Origin of the sequence: Mycobacterium simulans (genome assembly GCF_900232995.1) — a bacterium.
In the GTDB taxonomy this organism is placed as follows: domain Bacteria; phylum Actinomycetota; class Actinomycetes; order Mycobacteriales; family Mycobacteriaceae; genus Mycobacterium; species Mycobacterium simulans.
This window is the reverse complement of the sequence record NZ_OCVX01000001.1, coordinates 1-16,617: the sequence shown is the minus strand read 5'-3', so window position 1 is coordinate 16,617 and position 16,617 is coordinate 1. Positions and strand designations below refer to the sequence as shown.

At 63.4% G+C, this 16,617-nt stretch carries 16 protein-coding genes; 8 read left to right on the top strand and 8 right to left on the bottom strand.

What is annotated here, in order from left to right; genetic code table 11:
- The first annotated feature begins 153 nt into the window (after positions 1-153).
- The 4 genes from MSIMFI_RS00080 to MSIMFI_RS00065 all read left to right on the top strand — a co-directional run bounded on the left by MSIMFI_RS00080 (position 154) and on the right by MSIMFI_RS00065 (position 3,501).
- Complete coding sequence (locus MSIMFI_RS00080; RefSeq protein ID WP_191495663.1) at positions 154-1,164, top strand: Rieske 2Fe-2S domain-containing protein; 1,011 nt, start codon at positions 154-156, stop codon at positions 1,162-1,164.
- Complete coding sequence (locus tag MSIMFI_RS00075) at positions 1,161-2,255, top strand: NAD(P)H-dependent amine dehydrogenase family protein (protein WP_191495662.1); 1,095 nt, start codon at positions 1,161-1,163, stop codon at positions 2,253-2,255. The genes MSIMFI_RS00080 and MSIMFI_RS00075 overlap by 4 nt, the downstream gene beginning before the upstream one ends.
- Positions 2,256-2,364: 109 nt before the next feature.
- On the top strand, positions 2,365-2,874 hold the full coding sequence (locus tag MSIMFI_RS00070; protein WP_191495661.1) for a hypothetical protein: 510 nt from the start codon (positions 2,365-2,367) through the stop codon (positions 2,872-2,874).
- An 81-nt stretch (positions 2,875-2,955) separates the two neighbouring features.
- Complete coding sequence (locus MSIMFI_RS00065; RefSeq protein WP_191495660.1) at positions 2,956-3,501, top strand: class I SAM-dependent methyltransferase; 546 nt, start codon at positions 2,956-2,958, stop codon at positions 3,499-3,501.
- A gap of 4 nt (positions 3,502-3,505) precedes the next feature.
- On the opposite strand, the gene MSIMFI_RS00060 is transcribed toward MSIMFI_RS00065, so the two are convergent.
- Positions 3,506-4,093, bottom strand: a complete 588-nt coding sequence (locus MSIMFI_RS00060; protein WP_191495659.1) for a TetR/AcrR family transcriptional regulator — start codon at positions 4,091-4,093, stop codon at positions 3,506-3,508.
- A 139-nt stretch (positions 4,094-4,232) separates the two neighbouring features.
- Between MSIMFI_RS00060 and MSIMFI_RS00055 the strand changes: the two genes are divergently transcribed.
- A complete protein-coding gene (locus MSIMFI_RS00055; RefSeq protein WP_191495658.1) occupies positions 4,233-5,396 on the top strand; it encodes an acyl-CoA dehydrogenase family protein in 1,164 nt (387 codons plus the stop codon).
- A 10-nt stretch (positions 5,397-5,406) separates the two neighbouring features.
- Positions 5,407-6,252, top strand: coding sequence for an enoyl-CoA hydratase-related protein (locus MSIMFI_RS00050; protein ID WP_191495657.1), 846 nt, complete (start codon positions 5,407-5,409; stop codon positions 6,250-6,252).
- Here the strand turns inward: MSIMFI_RS00050 and MSIMFI_RS00045 are convergent.
- Genes MSIMFI_RS00045 through MSIMFI_RS00015 form a run of 7 tightly spaced genes read right to left on the bottom strand, consistent with a single transcriptional unit; the run spans position 6,249 to position 13,929 of the window.
- Positions 6,249-7,922, bottom strand: coding sequence for an FAD-binding protein (locus tag MSIMFI_RS00045; RefSeq protein WP_191495656.1), 1,674 nt, complete (start codon positions 7,920-7,922; stop codon positions 6,249-6,251). The genes MSIMFI_RS00050 and MSIMFI_RS00045 overlap by 4 nt on opposite strands.
- A complete protein-coding gene (locus MSIMFI_RS00040; RefSeq protein WP_191495655.1) occupies positions 7,919-9,301 on the bottom strand; it encodes an aromatic ring-hydroxylating oxygenase subunit alpha in 1,383 nt (460 codons plus the stop codon). The genes MSIMFI_RS00045 and MSIMFI_RS00040 overlap by 4 nt, the downstream gene beginning before the upstream one ends.
- Positions 9,302-9,314: 13 nt before the next feature.
- Positions 9,315-10,850: an acyl-CoA synthetase gene (locus MSIMFI_RS00035; RefSeq protein ID WP_191495654.1), complete on the bottom strand. Its 1,536-nt coding sequence runs from the start codon at positions 10,848-10,850 to the stop codon at positions 9,315-9,317.
- A 17-nt stretch (positions 10,851-10,867) separates the two neighbouring features.
- Positions 10,868-11,743 carry an enoyl-CoA hydratase-related protein gene (locus tag MSIMFI_RS00030; RefSeq protein WP_191495653.1) on the bottom strand — a complete coding sequence of 292 codons (876 nt, stop codon included), beginning with the start codon at positions 11,741-11,743 and terminating at the stop codon, positions 10,868-10,870.
- A gap of 14 nt (positions 11,744-11,757) precedes the next feature.
- Positions 11,758-11,994: a biotin/lipoyl-containing protein gene (locus MSIMFI_RS00025; protein ID WP_186243198.1), complete on the bottom strand. Its 237-nt coding sequence runs from the start codon at positions 11,992-11,994 to the stop codon at positions 11,758-11,760.
- Positions 11,987-12,985, bottom strand: a complete 999-nt coding sequence (locus MSIMFI_RS00020; protein ID WP_191495652.1) for an alpha-ketoacid dehydrogenase subunit beta — start codon at positions 12,983-12,985, stop codon at positions 11,987-11,989. Before MSIMFI_RS00020 ends, MSIMFI_RS00025 begins: the two co-directional genes overlap by 8 nt.
- 5 nt (positions 12,986-12,990) lie before the next feature.
- A complete protein-coding gene (locus tag MSIMFI_RS00015) occupies positions 12,991-13,929 on the bottom strand; it encodes a thiamine pyrophosphate-dependent dehydrogenase E1 component subunit alpha (protein WP_191495709.1) in 939 nt (312 codons plus the stop codon).
- A gap of 390 nt (positions 13,930-14,319) precedes the next feature.
- On the opposite strand from MSIMFI_RS00015, the gene MSIMFI_RS00010 reads away from it, so the two are divergent.
- Together MSIMFI_RS00010 and MSIMFI_RS00005 are read left to right on the top strand one after the other, a co-directional pair.
- Positions 14,320-15,540 (top strand): CaiB/BaiF CoA transferase family protein, encoded by a 1,221-nt coding sequence (locus tag MSIMFI_RS00010; RefSeq protein ID WP_191495651.1) that lies wholly within the window; start codon positions 14,320-14,322, stop codon positions 15,538-15,540.
- 207 nt (positions 15,541-15,747) lie between these two features.
- Positions 15,748-16,617: PE family protein (locus MSIMFI_RS00005; RefSeq protein ID WP_191495650.1), on the top strand; the 870-nt coding region annotated here is incomplete at its 3' end.

Here is a 16,617-nt window from a genome sequence, read left to right as displayed (position 1 = left end):
TTCGTGCATCCGGCAGCCGTGGCCGGATCTGCGTAGTGTAGTTTCACAGAGCCTACTATGAAAAACGCGGAATGCGGGCTATTGTTTGGATTTGGGGGTGTGTCGAGGATGCCGCGAGCCCCGGCGGGACGGGTGCGCGAAGGGACCGCTGAGATGGCAAAGCCGCCTCTGTCGATGAAGCCAACGGGCTGGTTCCAAGTCGCATGGTCAGCCGAGATTGGCGCCGGCGAAGTCCACCGCATGAAATATTTCGGTCGCGAGATGGTCGCCTGGCGAGCAGCTTCGGGCGCCCTAACCGTCATGGACGCCTATTGCGAACACCTTGGCGCCCATCTGGGCTATGGCGGCCATGTGGAGGGCGACCGGATTGTCTGCCCGTTCCACGGCTGGGAATGGAACCTCGACGGCCGCAACGTATGTATTCCGTACCAGGATCGCCCCAACCGGGGGCGCCGCATCCACACCTTTCCGGTGGTGGAACGTAACGAATCGGTCTACATCTGGCATGACGTCGACGGCTGCGATCCCTACTTCGATGTCCCAGATGTATTCGCCAGCTTCTGCGACGGCACCAGCGTCGAGGATTACTACCCGGCCTACCCGCAGGGCACCCTCTACCGAGAACGCCTGGAACTGCATCCCCAGTACGTGCTTGAAAACGGCGTGGATTTCGCACATTTCAAGTTCGTGCACAAAACTCCGTTCATCCCGAAGTTCACTCGGCAGGAGTTCGAGGGCCCGGTCTCCTATGTCGACTTCACGATCGTCTTCGACGCCGTCGATGGCATGTCTGCCGACACGATGAACAGCGGCGTGCAGGCCATCAACGGCGGTCTCGGAGTGGCCGTCACGAAAAGCTGGGGCATGATCGACAACCGGACGATTTCGACGATCACCCCGGTTGACGAGGAGACATCAGACGTCCGGTTCATGGTGTATATCGGTCGCCTGCCGGGCAACGACACACCGCAACCACCGCCCAAGGCGCAGGGCTTCGCACAGGCCGTCATCGACCAGTTCCTTGCCGATGTCCACATCTGGTCGCATCAGCGTTATTCCGATCCTCCCGCGCTGGCCACCGACGAGAACGCCGGCTTCAAAGCACTGCGCGCCTGGGCGAAGCAGTTTTATCCGGACAGCCGAGAGGAATCCACCATCCCATGACCGCCAAGGAGACCCAGCGTCGGATCCGAGTTTTTCAGGTGGCGACGGGAAACGTCGGCACCGAGATGATCAAACGGATCGGCACTCACCCCGACCTCGAACTGGTCGGATTACATTGCTACACACCGGAAAAGGTTGGACGTGACGCCGGCGAGCTGGCCGGGCTGGCTCCCAATGGTGTGATCGCGACCGGGTCCGTCGAGGACATCATCGCAGCCAGACCAGATGTACTGACGTTTCACGGTGTATTTCCCGATGAAGACCTCTATGTGAAAGTGCTGGAAGCCGGCATCAACATCGTCACCACAGCGGACTGGATCACCGGATATCACCGGGACACCAACCACCCGCACCCCTCGGGCAAGCCCACCACGGCGGTGCTCCGGGAAGCGTGCGAACGCGGCGGATCGACCTTCTACGGAACCGGAATGAACCCCGGGCTGTGCCAGGTTCTCGGTGTCGTGCACACCTGCGATGTGGCCGATCTGGAAAACGTGACCGTCATAGAGTCCGTGGATGTGTCCTGCCACCATTCGGCCCCGACCTGGGAGATGTGCGGTTATGGTCGGCCAATCGGCGACCGCGAGATCCCCGGCATGCTGGAGAAGGGCACCCGGGTGTTCGCCGACAGTGTGTACATGATGGCTGATTGCTTCGGCCTCGAACTGGACGAAGTTAGCTATTCGTACGAGTTGGGCGCATGCACAAAGGATGTCGACCTAGGCTGGTACAAGCTGCCCAGAGGCTCACTTGGCGCCAGCTACATCAAGTACCAAGGCCTTGTCGGCGGCGTGCCAAAGGTCGAGGCGCATATCGAATGGCAAATGACACCACATACCGACCCGCACTGGGATGTAAAGGGCTGCTACATAACCCGAATCCAGGGTGATCCCACCGTCTACAGCAAGCACATGATCATTCCGAACCGGAGCACCGACTTGTCCAACCCGAAGACGTTCGCTTCGTTGGGGATGACCGTCACCGGTATGCCAGCGCTCAACGCCATACGGTCTGTCGTCGCTGCCCCTCCCGGGCTCTTGACCAGTGCCGACCTGCCGCTGCGTGGATTCGCCGGGCGGTTCAAACAATAGGATCGGGCAGCACAGTTCGTTGCTAGTGCTTCCGTGAACGGCGAACGCCTAGGGCGCAGTTCGATGTACATTAACCGGCGTCGGTGGGCCCAAGCAAAGGAGGCGAGGGGTGGCGGAGCGGGTGCTAGCTCCCGACGGCAGCGCGTGGACCGTGCGCCGGCGGTGGTGGCCGTGGCGACGGGTACTCTCGCTACGCGCGATCTGGTACAGCACGGGCGAGGACGATAAGCCCTCCGGCGGCGACGATGAGGCGCCGAGCACGGAGTCGGTTCAACCGGAGTCGTCCTCCAACCCAGTCGTGCATGCGATCTTAGTGGTCCTGGCAGCGGTGATCTGGCTCGTCGCGCAGGCGGGCAAGGCGGCGCTGATCGTGTTGGCGGCCGTCATTGTCATGCTGCTCGCCTTGATCGATTTTGTCCTGCAGGTGCTCGTGATGCCGCTGGTACTGCTTGCGCGGACCTGCGGTGTGATGAGCTGGCCGGTACAGATCGACCGGGAGAAACGATATTTTCGGACCGAGCACGTCCGCGGGTTCGGTGCCGCCGCCGCGCTGTGTGACGAACTCGAAGCGCAGATTCAGCGGGGCGCGCTGGAGCCGAACCCCACGCCGCCGGCTTAACGCCGGGTGTCGCAGAGTCTTTGTTAGGTGCCGTCAAATGCCATGGTGGGCAAGCGGGTATGGCTTCTACGACTGGCGCTCATGACCGACGCCGACCGGCGCCGCTGGGACGAGCGGTACGAAAGCCTGGGACCGGTGCCCGTCGGTGCGCTCGAGCCGCCCGGTTTTGTTGCACCTCACGTGGACGTATTCCCGACCGCAGGAACGGCTCTGGACCTGGCCTGCGGCCAGGGCCGCGGCGCGGTCTGGTTGGCCCGTCGTGGCCTGCACGTCGTGGGATTGGACGTATCGGCGGTTGCCATCTGCCACGCGCGAGATCTGGCCCGGCGCAGTGCGGTCGGTGATCGCTGTCAGTTTTCCGTCTTCGATCTCGACAACGGTTTACCTGCCGGGCCGCCGGTCGACGTTATCCTCTGCCATAAATTCCGGGACCGCCACTTGGACCAGGCGCTCATCGAGCGCCTGGCACCGGGTGGGCTACTGGCGATCGCCGCATTCAGCGAAGTAGGCGCCGCCCCAGGCCCGTTCCGCGCAAGGCGGGGCGAGCTACGCGCTGCATTCGCCGAACTCGAGTTGGTTGCCGCCGGCGAGGGGCACGGTTCTGCTTGGCTGCTGGCCCGTGCATGATGGCTTATTCGTCCCGGATCGTCACCGACAAGCGGGGTTTCGGACCGTCACCGCGGCGTGCCACTCGCTCCCAGGTTGCGTCGACCAAGGGTTGCAGCAGTAGTTCGCCCATTTGGCGCACCAATACCGCAACGACTTGGGTCGATTCGCCACGGCGTTTGGAGGCCAGCCCGGCGTCACGCAGGGCTGTGATCTCCCGGCGAGTCAACTCAATTAACGCGTCGAGCAGGTGAATCCGATCGGGGGATTCAAACGCGGCGCGGCGGATGTAATTGACCACGGCCGGATTGTCGAGAAGCATGCGCCGCACTGCGTCGTCGCGGGCGGCCGCCAGTTCCGCGGGACGGCCTCCCGCGGGGACCTCGGCGATAGCGTGAGCGAAATGGTCTACGACGAGTTGGTCGACCGCGTCGCGAAGGCCGGCCTTGGTCTTGAAGTGATGCTGTACGAGACCGAGGGTGACTCCGGCCTCGGCCGCTATGGCGCGTAGTGAGACCCGATCCTCGCCATACTGCGCATACAGGTCCAGCGCGGTGTTGCGGATGCGGGCCTTTGCGGTCAGATCCTCGTTTGTTGCCCGCGGGTTGGTCATCGCCACGCGTCCATTACACCCTCTTGCGCCGAAATCGTGCGAGGTGGCACAGCAAGCGGTGCGGTTGAATGGCGGATAATACGATCGTATCGTTTTGCACGGGGGAGGCATCGTGCGCAAGAGCGAAGCGAGGTAGGGAGTGTCCAAGCTTTTTCCGGCGTACCGAGCCAGCTGGGAGACCGACCAACACCGGGAACTCCGTCAGCATGCAGCCGAGTTCCTGCGCAAGGAGGCCACGCCTCATCAAGAACGATGGGCGCGCCAGCATCAGGTCGATCGCGAGTTCTGGAACAAGCTAGGTAACGCCGGGTTGCTCGGGCTGGATCTGCCCGAACGGTTCGGTGGCACGGGTGGCGATTTCGGCTATTCCGCGGTCGTGGCCGAAGAACTGGCGCTGGCTCACGACAGCTCCTCTGGCTGGATTGTGCACTCGCCGATCGTCGCGCACTACATCAACACCTACGGCACCGAGGAGCAGAAACAGCGTTGGATGCCATCGATTATCAGCGGGGATGCCGTTCTGGCGATCGCGATGACCGAGCCGGGCACCGGATCGGACCTGCAAGCAGTACGCACCACCGCTGTTCGCGACGGCTCGCACTATCTGATCAACGGATCAAAGACCTTTATTTCCAATGGCACTCACTGCGACCTGCTGGTCATCGTCGCCAAAACGGATCCTTCCGAAGGCGCAGCGGGCACTTCGCTGATCGTCGCCGAAACCGACGACCGTCTGGTCGGCTTCGAGCGTGGTCGCGTGCTGGAGAAGGTAGGCCAGCACGGTCAGGACACCCGCGAATTGTTCTTCACCGACATGCGCGTGCCCACGCAGAACTTGCTGGGCGACAAGGAAGGCCTGGGTTTCTATCAACTGATGGAACAGTTGGCCCGTGAGCGACTCATCATCGCCGCGGTCTGTGCCGGCATGGCCGAAGCCGCAGTGCTAGAGGCGATCCGGTACACCAAGCAGCGCGAGGCGTTCGGACGCCCGCTGATCAAGTTCCAGCACAACAGGTTTGAGCTCGCGGAGCTCAAAGCCGAGACGCTGTCGATCAAGACGACCGTCGACTACTGCATCCAGCACTACATCGATGGCAACAACGATCCGGCGACAGCGTCGATGGCCAAGCTGATCGCAGCCGATAAGGCTGTCGACATCGTCGACCGATGCGTCCAGTTCTTCGGCGGATACGGCTACATGATGGAATGTCCCATCGCACGCGCCTACGCTGCCGCGCGGGTCAACAAGATCTACGGCGGCACAAGCGAAATCATGAAAGAAATCATCAGCCGTTCGCTGTAATGTCACGGACATGGAGCGGCGCGTCCTCGAAGCGGTCATCTATGAGCGCGAACCGCCAATTGCGCGGATTGTGCTGAATCGGGCCGATAAGGCCAACACCAAAGATTCCCAGCTCGTCCGGGAAGTCGACGACTGCCTACACGAGGCGGATCGCGACAGCGAGATCAAGGTCGTCATCCTCAAGGCCAACGGTAACGGCTTCTGCGGCGGGCACGTGGCGCGCTGGGCTCCGGACGAGGACCCTTACCCGGAGTTCGGGACTACCTTCGAGGACCTATACAAAGGCACGGCGGACTTATTTCTGTGGCCCACACTGTATCTATGGGAGTTTCCCAAGCCGACGATTTCCCAGATCCATGGCTACTGCGTGGGGGGTGGCATCTATCTCGGTCTGCTGACCGACTTTTGCGTGGCGTCTGAGGACGCGTATTTCCAGATGCCGCTTGCCCAGAGCCTTGGCGAACCCGGCGGGCACACCATGATCGAGCCGTGGTTGATGATGAACTGGCACCGCACCATGGATTGGCTGCTGCTGGCACCCACCCTGTCTGCACAGCAGGCCCTCGACTGGGGGTTGCTCAACAAGGTGGTGCCGCGCGAAGAACTCGAGAGCATTGTCGAGGAGATGGCGCGCAAGATTGCGCAAATCCCGCTGACCACGCTGATGGCGGTGAAGAACAACGTGAAGCGGGCGTGGGAACTGATGGGAATGCGGGTGCACCTCCAGGTCAGCCACATCCTGACCAACATGGTCGGCGCGGCCTCCGATGTGCAGGCGCGCCGAACACAACTCATGCAGTCGGGCCTGACGCCCCGCGAGTTCCTCGACCGCGGCGAGGATGGCTCGCCCGGTTAGCGGCCGGCGGCATGCCGGGCCGCGACGTAGCCGAACACCATTGAGTTGGCAATGCTCGCGCCCGCGCCCGGATACGTTCGGCCCATGACCGTCGCGGTGGTGTTACCGGTGGCGTAGAGACCCTCGATCACCCGGTCGTGCTCGTCGAGAACTTGGGCGTGCTCGTTGGTGATCACGCCGCCGCAGGTCCCAACATCGGCAGGAAAGACCCGGGTCGCGTAATACGGCGCACGGTCGAGCGGACCGAGCGCGGCGTTGGGCCGATAACCGGGATCACCAAGGCAGTCGTTGTAGGCCGACTGGCCACGCCCGAAATCGGGGTCCAAGCCTTTGGCCGCGAATTGGTTGAACCGCGAGATTGTGAGGGTCAGCTCGTCGCGAGGAAGGTCGATCTGACGGGCCAGGCCGCCGATGTTGTCCGCTCGCTTGACGGCGCCACTGTTGACCAGCTCGGGCGGCAGGTGCTGCCGCTTCAGCGGGTTGGTGCCCGCGACATACCGGCGCACGTAACCATCGTCGAAAATCATCCAGCACGGCACCGCTTTGTTGGCGTACATCGCCTTGCCGACCTCGACGTACGAGTTTGATTCGTTACAGAACCGACGGCCGGTCGAGTCGACATAGATGGCTCCGGGGCGTTGGCGTCCCGAACCGAGCGACGCGGCGGCCGCGCCGCCGTTGACGATGAAAACCGAAGGCAGCCACCAGGCCTCATCCATCAGATCGGCTTTTGCACCCAGACGCATGGCCATTTGCAGCACCTCGCCGGTGTCGCCGGCGTTGGCGATCGACCACTGTCCCTCGTTGGGCTGATCGCCGCTATACCGTCGACGCATCTCAGCGTTGTGGCCAAAGCCCCCGGCCGCCAGCAGAACTCCCTTGCGCGCCTCAACATTCAGCGAAACGCCGTCATGAACGACCCGCGCGCCCACTACGCGGCCATCAGCGACGATGAGATCCGCCAGGGCGGCGTTGGTCCACAGCGGTGGGTGGCCGTCACTGAGGTCGAGCAGCGCCTTGAGCATCTGACCGATCAACGATGCGCCATTGGTCAATATCTGACGCCGGGCCAGCCGCGCGGCGTTAGTACGTGCAAAGACCTTCGCCGCCACGGCAAATGCGCGCGGCGAGCGGTTGAAGTACTGGACCGAGCGCAGCTCGTTGGTCAGCACGACATACCCATAGTTCTTGGCGAGCGACGGCTGGACCTTGTCACCCCAAGCGCCCAATTGGGCAGCGTCGAAGGGGATGCCCTCGACGGCGCGGCCGGACTCATTGCCGCCCTTGTGGTTCGGGTAGTAGTCACTCCAGCCGGCGCACCGGATCAGCCGAACGCCTTTGCGCACCAGAAAGTTCATCATCTGATAGCCCGCGGTGAGAAACATTTCCCGGCGCGCAGGGGAGGAGGCCGCGCCGACGTCGCCGACCACGTCTGCCAGGTAGGCGAGGCCGTCCTCGTGCGAATCGGCGATCCCGTCAGCGCGCATCAGCGGGTTGTTGGGAAGCCACACGATGCCGCCGGATAGCCCGGTCGACCCACCGACCAGTGCCTGCTTCTCGACAATGAGCGGCTCGAGACCGCGGTCGAGTGCGGCCAGCCCCGCCACCATGCCGCCCCCGCCGCTTCCTGCGATGAGCAGGTCGACCGATCGGTGCCATTGGGTATTCATCGTGCCTCCGACGTGACCGTCTGAGTAAATCCAAGTTCGACGATCGGAACATCGATGGTGGTGTTGGTCTTCTGAATCGCGGAAACCAGCGTGTCGTGCGGCAGACCGGCGAGGAATCCGTCGACGACGCGTTCAAAGTTTGAGATCAGTCCTTCGATCTGACTCGACAGTCGCATGTACTCAAAGCTCTTGGAGTGCAACCCTTTTTGCTGTCGTGGCAGATTGGAAAAGTCCTGGGCGGGGATCGGCGGCCAGCGCGGGTCCTCGGGACCCATCGGCTCCGGCGGTGTGGGCTTCCCGGTGATCTGGTCGGGCGGAATGCGGGTCAGCGACCAGATCTCGAACAAGGTGTCCTCAGGGCCTAGTGGCCGGATCCGGTAGGACGAAGCGCTGCTGTACTGCGGCAGTAGAAAGTAATGCGGGAAGCCGAAGCCTATGGCGTCGACAATGCCGCGCCGGGCCAAGTCGTTGAGGTCGGGAACGTCACAGCCCCGGGCTCGATGCCAGCCGACGACGGCGTCGTTGAGCTTGCTGCGCCAGATGGCCATCGCCGCGGCCGGATCGTCCGGTAGCTCGATATTCTGCAGGCCTTCGGCGATTCGGATGTCGTTCTCGTGGGTCATCCCGCCCATCCCTGCACCAAGTGTTCGCATGAAATACAGGCTGGTCTGGATGATTTGATGCGTTGCCGACGCCTCATTGTGCCGCGCCGACGGCAACAGCTGCGGATGGGTCTGTGGGACGTGGTACCCCTCCATGAATGCTGCCGTCGCCAGTTTCCAGTTGACGGGAAGCCGACACGCCTGCCACCACTCGGTGCGCAGTGACTCGACCTTCCAGGCGTCGTAGATCGACGCGAACGGCTCAAGGCAGTCCCGCACCGGGGGAGCACTGTCATCGAGGTTGATCCACGCGCACCCGCCCCAGAGTTCGCACCTGACCGATACCAGCTGAAGATCGGCTGGGCGCAGGTTGTGCTCGTCGAAAGCCTCCGGCTGGGCGACGTAGGTGTTGCGTCCGTCGATGCCCCAGCACCACCCGTGGAACGGGCAGACGAAGGTACGCCGGGATCCGTTGCCTTCCACTAGTTTTACGGCACGATGACGGCATGCGTTGTGGTAAGCCCGCACCTGGTCACTGTCGAGGCGGACCACGATGATGGACTCGTCGAGGATCTCGTACTCCACGAAGTCGCCGGGTTTGGGGATCTCCTCGAGGCGGCATGCCATCTGCCACACGCGTGGCCAGAACATCTCGGCCTCCAGCGCGTAGAACGCCGGGTCGTAGTACCGCTGTTTGGGAATCCGATCAGGGGTCTGCACCGCCCACGGCACGGGAAGCGGCGTCCAGTTCACTTTGGTGCTATCGGTTCCCGCCATGGCTTTCCCTCGTTCATACGATCCGCGACACCCGACCCTGCCAATAACGCTCGCGGATGCGCCTTTTGTAAAGCTTTCCGTTCGGGTCGCGGGGCAGCTCCGGCTCGAATTCCACTGTGCGCGGGCACTTGTAGGTGGCAAGGTGAGCTCGGCAATAGTCGATGAGCTCGGCTTCGAGATCGGGCCCGGGCACTATGCCCGCGACCGGTTGGACGACGGCCTTGACCTCCTCACCGAACTCGTCGTTCGGCACCCCGAACACCGCCGCGTCGACGAGCTTGGGGTGCATCACCAGGAGGTTTTCGACCTCTTGGGGGTAGATGTTGACCCCGCCGGAGACGATCATGAACGTTGACCTGTCGGTGAGGTAGAGGTATCCATCCTCATCGACGTGGCCCATGTCGCCGAGCGACCGCCAGCCGCGGTCGTTGGACACCGCCGCGGTCTTGACCGGGTCCTTGAAGTACTCGAAATCGGGCCCGCCCTCAAAGAACAGCTCGCCGGTCTCGCCGGCGGGAAGTTCGCCCCCGTTGTCGCCAAGCACATGGACCCGGCTGAGTGGCTTGCCGACGGAGCCTGGGTGCGCCAGCCACTCCCGTGGGCCGATCGTCGTGCCCGCGAATCCCTCTGTACCGCCGTAATATTCGTGGATAATGGGCCCAAACCAGTCCATCATCCGGCGTTTGACGTTCACCGGGCACGGCGCGGCCGCGTGGATTACACACTGCAAACTCGAGACGTCATAGCTGTCCCGAACCGCCTGCGGCAGCTTGAGCATCCGCACGAACATCGTGGGTACGAACTGTGCGTGCGTGACGCCATGAGTCTCGACGAGTCGCAGCACGGCCTCGGCGCCGAACTTGGGCATTAAGACCGAGGCCGCGCCGACGCGGTGTACCGCCATCGTGTAGTTGACCCCCGCCGCGTGATACAGGGGCGCGGGCGACAGATACACGCTCGACTGGTCCATCCCATAACGGTGAATCAGCGCCAACTCCAGCACCGCCTGGGCCCAAGACCCGTTGCCGTCGACGGGAAGCGGGCGACGGACGGCCTTGGGGCGTCCCGTGGTTCCCGACGAGTAGAGCATTTCCGATCCGTCCGACAACGGCGGCGCCGTGCCCGCCGCCGCGAGGGTGTCCGCATAAGAACGCCAGCCGGGGAGACTGCCTCCGACCGCGATGTGGTCATGGACCGCCATGTCGGCGCCGCGGAGGTGCGCGGCGAGGTCTGCCATTGAAGCGTCGACAAACACCACCTTTGCGTCGGAGTCGTCGACCACATAGGCGACTTCGTCAGGGGTGAAGTGGGTGTTGACCGCCGTGTAGTACAGCCCGGAAAGTTGGCATGCCCAGGTGATTTCGAAAAACTCGGCACAATTAGGCAACACCAGGGCAATGCCGTCACCTCGGCGCAGCCCGGCGTCATGCAGCATGGCGGCGACCCGCAGGCTGCGGGCATAGAGCTCGGCGTAGGAGATCGTCCCGCCGCCGGCCAGTATCATCGCCGGCGACTGCGGGGCCGTGATCGCGTAATCGGCGATATTCACCAAAGACCCCAGAAGACCTAAGTGGTTGCTGCCGCGCCGTCGGTCGGTGCGGCTGCGGCGGCCTGACGGCGGGCTTGTTCGGAGGGCAGCACCTTGTCCTTGAACACCTGCTGTATCAGCTGCTGGACATCCTTACTGATCGACGCGAGCGCGACGAGGTCGTTGGAGCTCTGCCAGTGCACCCGCATGCCCATCAGTTCCCAGGCCCGCTTCAGGTTGGCCTTGGTCGCCAGCAGCGTCGTCATCGGAGCCTGGGCGATGTGGCGCGCTATGGCTTCGACACGCGCATCCAATTGGTCGCGGGGGACTACTTCGTTGACGAGACCGACCTCCAAAGCTTTCCTGGCGTCGATGACTTCGGCGAGAAACAGGTAATACGCCGCGCGGCGCCAATTCATGAATACCCACGGCTCGATGGAGCATTCACCGGACGGCATGCCGAACCCTTGCAATGGCGGGGAGGGGAAGTATGCGTCCTCGGAGGCGATGACGATGTCGGTGGTCAGGCCCATGTGCGGGCCGCCGCCCACGCAATAGCCGTGCACCTGCGCGATCGTCGGCTTGGAGAACTCCCACAGGTTCATCGTTGGCTTGACGAACAGGTCGCTCTGTGGCTTCCACGGATGTCCCATGACCTTCGCACCCTCGACGAACGCCGGGTAGTCCACCGCGTTGTTGCCGATCGCGTGGCCCGAGCAGAAACCCTTGCCGTTTGCCTTGAGAATCAGCACCTTGATGTCGTAATCGCGGTCGGCGTCCAGCAGTGCGGCGTCGACTTCTTCGGCCAGCTTCTGGTCCTGGGCGTTCGCCTTCTCCGGCCAGTTGAGCGTGATACGGGCGATAGGGCCTTCTTTTTCGTAGATGATCCGCTCGCGGGTCTCGTGAAGATCCATAGTCCAGCCTTTCGTTAAGAAGTGATGACGCCGATTTCGGCCCCGATGTCGTACGTGGTTCCAACCTGACCCGTCCATCGCACGGTGCCCGAGACACCTGCTTCGATTTCCTGCTCCACTTTCTCCGTGGCGATCACGTAGATCGGCGTGCCCTCCTCGACATGCTGGCCGGTGTTGACGAGAAGCGCCGTGAGCTCGGCTTCCGAGACGGCCACCGAAACCCGCGGAATGCGAATGGTGAAGTCAGCCATGGACGTTCGCGTTTTCCATGGTGCGATGGACGGCCGCGATGATCCGCGCCGGTGACGGGTAAACGTGCGCCTCGAGCGTCGGCGCGGCCGGGCTGGGGACGAACCTGGCGCCGACGCGCGCGACGGGTGCGGCGAGTTCGCCGAACAGTTCGGATTGCAGGATCGCGGTGATCTCTGCTCCCGGCCCGGCGAATTGCACCGCGTCGTGAGCGATCACGACTCGTCTTGTGCGGCGGGCGGATTCGACGATGGTATCGATGTCGAGGGGGACCAGGGTGCGCAGATCGACGACCTCGACGCTAATACCCTGGTCCTGCAGGGTGTCCGCGGCCGCGAGCGCGTCGTGCACAGTTCGTCCGTAGCTGATCACACTAACGTCGGTGCCTGGCCGCTTTATGTCGGCCTGGCCCAGGGGAATTGCGAATCCAGGATGGACCGGGACGGGTCCTTTCTTGCTCTGCAGGCGAATCGTTTCGATGAACAGGCAAGGGTCCTCGTCGAAGATCGCGGTGGTCAGTAGGCCTTTGCCGTCGCGTGGGGTGGATGGCACGATCACCTTCATCCCGGGGATGTGCATGAACCACGCTTCGAAGGTTTGCGAATGCGTCGCTCCGGTGGACAGGCCGGCATACACCTGAGTCCGGACGGTGATTGGGGCGCTCGTCCGCCCGCCGGTCATGAATCGCAGTTTGGCTGCGTTATTGATCAGCTGGTCGGCGGCGATGCCAATGAAATCCATGATCATGATCTCGGCCACCGGCAGCAGTCCATCGATTGCGGCGCCGATCGCCGCGCCGACGATCGCGGCTTCCGAGATCGGTGTATCGAGGACCCGGTCATGGCCATACTTGGTCGACAATCCCGCGGTCGGACCGGAGGCGCCGGGATCGGCGATGTCCTCCCCGAGCAAGAACACCCGGTCGTCGGCCTCCAGCGCCTGATCCAGCGCGAGATTCAGTGCCTCGCGCATCGTCATCTCTTTGTCAGCCATGTGCCTCACACCGGGTATCTGATCGGGGTCGCGTACACGTCACGCTCGAGTTCGTCGACCGAAGGCGAATCAGCGGCCATAACCGCGCGCAACGCCGTTTCCACCGTTGTCGCTGCGTCGTTGTCTATGCGGTCGAGCTCGTCCTCGGTGCAGATGCCGGCCTCGGCGAGGTGGTTGCGGAACCGCGGCACCGGATCGGCCGCCATCGCCGCGGCCAGCTGATCCTTTGGGATGTAGGGCATCCGATCCCCGAAGTAATGGCCGCGGAAGCGGAAGGTCACGCACTCGATCAAGGTGGGACCGTCACCGCCGCGCGCCCGATCCAGCGCTTCCTCGAGTGCTGATGTCACCGCAAGCGGGTCATTGCCGTCGACACGAACGCCCGGAATTCCGTAACCGGCGGCCCGGTCGGCAACATGCTCGACTTTCATCGTGTCCACGGTCGGCGTCATCTCCGCATACAGGTTGTTCTGGCAGACGAAGACCAGGGGCAGGTCCCAGAGTGCGGCCATGTTGGCCGCTTCGTGGAACGACCCGGTATTGGTGGCTCCGTCGCCAAAGCTGACCACAGTGACGCGGTCGATGCCCTTGCGCTTAGCCGCCATTGCCAACCCGACCGCTACCGGCGGTCCGGCGCCAACAATCCCAGTCGAGAGCATTACCCCATTGTCGGGGTTGGCGATGTGCATGGAGCCGCCCTTGCCACGGCTGGCGCCGACGGTGCGCCCCATCATTTCGCCATAGATCTCCTCGAGCGGGACGCCCTTGCCAATGAGATCGTGCAGCCCGCGGTACGTCGTGACGAGCTGATCATCAGGCCATAGCGCCACACCCATCGCGGCGGCGATGGCTTCCTGGCCGCGAGACGGCCAGTACACGCACATGAACTCCCCGGTGCCGATGCCCTTGGACAGCCGGTCGTCAGCCACCTTCATTAGCACCATCAACGCGTACAGTCGGCGCTGACTGTCGGGTGCGGGATCGTCGTTGCTCACTGTGCTTACCACGTTGCATCCCAGTCGTTTACGCGCCTGACCACGGCTTCACTTTGAGGAAACCGCCCCGTCCACCCGGAGCTGCTGGCCTGTTCGGCACCGCCACTTTTCCTGCCACACGGCCGGCGCGCCCGCTTCTTGCCTGGCTCATCGCCAACCCCGTATTTCCTCGGCGACACCGACGACCCATGTTGGGGGACAAAGGAATGGACCAATCGTCGGCTCCATCGCATCTCTTCTACAAACACTGCGCGGGGCTGCAGCCGCGGTATCGATAACCCAACAGTAACTAGAATATCTAAAATAGCAAGAAATGAAGCAGCGACCGAGGGGGTTGCAATGTCAGGGGTGCTCAGCGGCGTTCGGGTGGTCGAGTTGGCGTCTTGGACGTACGTACCGTCGGCCGGTGCCGCGCTATCGGATTGGGGCGCCGACGTTATCAAGGTCGAAGGCGTTGCCTCCGGCGATCCCGGCCGGGCGTTGGTCGTGGGCGGCTTCACCCGCGAGGCGGCCCGCGTTGACGCCGACTTCATCCTCGAGTTGGGTAACCGCGGCAAGCGCAGTATTGGGATCGACATCAAGTCCGAAACGGGTCGGGAATTGTTTGGCCGGCTGTTGGCTTCTGCGGATGTGTTCCTGACCAACTGGCTGCCCGGCGCGCTGCAGCGGGCCAGACTGACCGTCGAAGACATCCGCGCTTTCAACCCCAAGATCATCATCGCGAGGGGCACGGGGGTGGGAGTGCGCGGACCCGATCGCGATCGCGGCGGTTTCGATGCCGCCACGTACCTGGCGCGTGGCGGGGGGGCGTACACGCTCACGCCGTTTGGCACCGAGACCCCCGCAGTCCAGGGCCCCGGATTTGGCGACCTGCAGGGCGGAGCAACGCTGGCCGGCGGGGTCTGCGCCGCGTTGTTCCATCGTGAGCGGACCGGTGAACCGAGCATCGTCGATTCCTCGCTGCTGGCCCAGGCGATGTGGGCCATCGCTCCGTCGATTTCAGCGGCCGATTTCTTTGACATTGACGGCATCCCGGGGGCGCCGCCGGGGTTGGCCATAAATCCACTCGTCAACCGGTATAAGACAAAGGACGGCAGGTGGATTCAATTGGTTTTTCTGCAGCCGGACAAATTCTGGGTGGGCTTCTGCGAGCGCATGGGTCTGGCGGAGTTGGCCACCGATGAGCGATTCGTACCGTCGAGCAATCTCATAGCCAACGCGGCCGAAGCAACCGCGATATTCGCGAAAGCGTTTGCCGGCCATGATCTGGCGCACTGGCAGAAGGTGCTCGAAGACGAACCGGGTGTGTGGGCGGCTCTGGCCACCCCGCGGGAAACCCTCAACGATCCGCAAGTTGCACCCAACGGCTATGTGGTGACAAATGTCGACGACCGTGGCGAGCAATACCGGATCGTGGCTGCGCCCGTTCAATTCAACGAAACCCCGCCGGATCCCGCGCGTGCTCCCGAGCATGGGCAGCACACCGAGGAAATACTGCTCGAACTCGATCTGGAATGGGACGATATCGCGCGAGCGAAGGACCTCAAAGCCATACTGTGAAGCCAACATTCGGCCGAATGTTGGCTATCGCCGATCGTTTACCCGCCGATACTTATCACGCACAATGCCCCGGCAATTGGCGCGCAACCGAAATCAGGCACGACGACGAACGGAAATGCGCGGTCTCATCGCTTGATCGCGATACTCTTTGCGCCAGGGTTCGATGGTGGCCGGGCGGTGCCGGCAGCGGGTGGCGGGAGGTCCCTCATGTCGTATCTCATCGCGACGCCGGAGTTCCTGGCGGCCGCGGCAACGGATTTGGCCAACGTGGGTTCATCGATCAGCGAGGCCAGCGCGGCCGCAGCCGCCCCGACGATGTCTCTGGTCGCGGCGGGCGCCGATGAGGTATCGGCAGCCATCGCGGCGCTCTTCGGCGCGCATGCTCAGGCATATCAGTCGCTGAGCGTCCAGGCGGCACTGTTTCATCAACAGTTTGTGCAGACTCTCACCGCAGGCGCGAACTCGTACGCGGTCGCCGAGGCGGTCAATGCCTCTGCGCAATCGCTGCCGCAAGACCTGCTCAACCTGATCAACGCGCCCACCCAAACACTGTTCAACCGTCCGCTGATTGGTAACGGCGCTGACGGGGCGCCCGGCACCGGCGCCAACGGGGGTGACGGCGGAATCTTGTATGGCAACGGCGGAAACGGTGGCTCCGGTGGCCCCAACCAGGGCGGCGGCAACGGCGGCAGTGCCGGATTGTGGGGCAACGGTGGCAACGGCGGCGCCGCCGGAAACACCACCACGGTCGGCGTCAACGGGTTCAGCGGGGGCACGGGAGGCAACGGCGGATGGCTATGGGGCAACGGGGGTGCCGGCGGGAACGGCGGTAATGGTGGTCCGGCCCCACTTGCCGGGGGCGTGGGTACTACCGGCGGCGCTGGAGGGTACGGGGGCGGCGCGGGCCTGTTCTACGGCTTCGGTGGCCCCGGCGGAAACGGCGGCGCCGGCGGGGCAGCGCCCGCCACCGGGCCCCGTCTCTTTTACACATCTCCCAGCCCCCGCGACAGGCAGAAAACTCGGATGCCGTCTTCTGCTTGGAAAAAAAAAAAGATCCACAGCAACGACAGTGCCGAA

Coding starts and splice junctions, on each gene's coding strand:
- MSIMFI_RS00080 (WP_191495663.1), top strand. CDS start 154: ATGGCAAAGCCGCCTCTGTCGATGAAGCCAACGGGCTGGTTCCAAGTC.
- MSIMFI_RS00075 (WP_191495662.1), top strand. CDS start 1,161: ATGACCGCCAAGGAGACCCAGCGTCGGATCCGAGTTTTTCAGGTGGCG.
- MSIMFI_RS00065 (WP_191495660.1), top strand. CDS start 2,956: ATGACCGACGCCGACCGGCGCCGCTGGGACGAGCGGTACGAAAGCCTG.
- MSIMFI_RS00060 (WP_191495659.1), bottom strand. CDS start 4,093: ATGACCAACCCGCGGGCAACAAACGAGGATCTGACCGCAAAGGCCCGC.
- MSIMFI_RS00050 (WP_191495657.1), top strand. CDS start 5,407: ATGGAGCGGCGCGTCCTCGAAGCGGTCATCTATGAGCGCGAACCGCCA.
- MSIMFI_RS00045 (WP_191495656.1), bottom strand. CDS start 7,922: ATGAATACCCAATGGCACCGATCGGTCGACCTGCTCATCGCAGGAAGC.
- MSIMFI_RS00040 (WP_191495655.1), bottom strand. CDS start 9,301: ATGGCGGGAACCGATAGCACCAAAGTGAACTGGACGCCGCTTCCCGTG.
- MSIMFI_RS00030 (WP_191495653.1), bottom strand. CDS start 11,743: ATGGATCTTCACGAGACCCGCGAGCGGATCATCTACGAAAAAGAAGGC.
- MSIMFI_RS00025 (WP_186243198.1), bottom strand. CDS start 11,994: ATGGCTGACTTCACCATTCGCATTCCGCGGGTTTCGGTGGCCGTCTCG.
- MSIMFI_RS00020 (WP_191495652.1), bottom strand. CDS start 12,985: ATGGCTGACAAAGAGATGACGATGCGCGAGGCACTGAATCTCGCGCTG.
- MSIMFI_RS00015 (WP_191495709.1), bottom strand. CDS start 13,929: ATGGTGCTAATGAAGGTGGCTGACGACCGGCTGTCCAAGGGCATCGGC.
- MSIMFI_RS00010 (WP_191495651.1), top strand. CDS start 14,320: ATGTCAGGGGTGCTCAGCGGCGTTCGGGTGGTCGAGTTGGCGTCTTGG.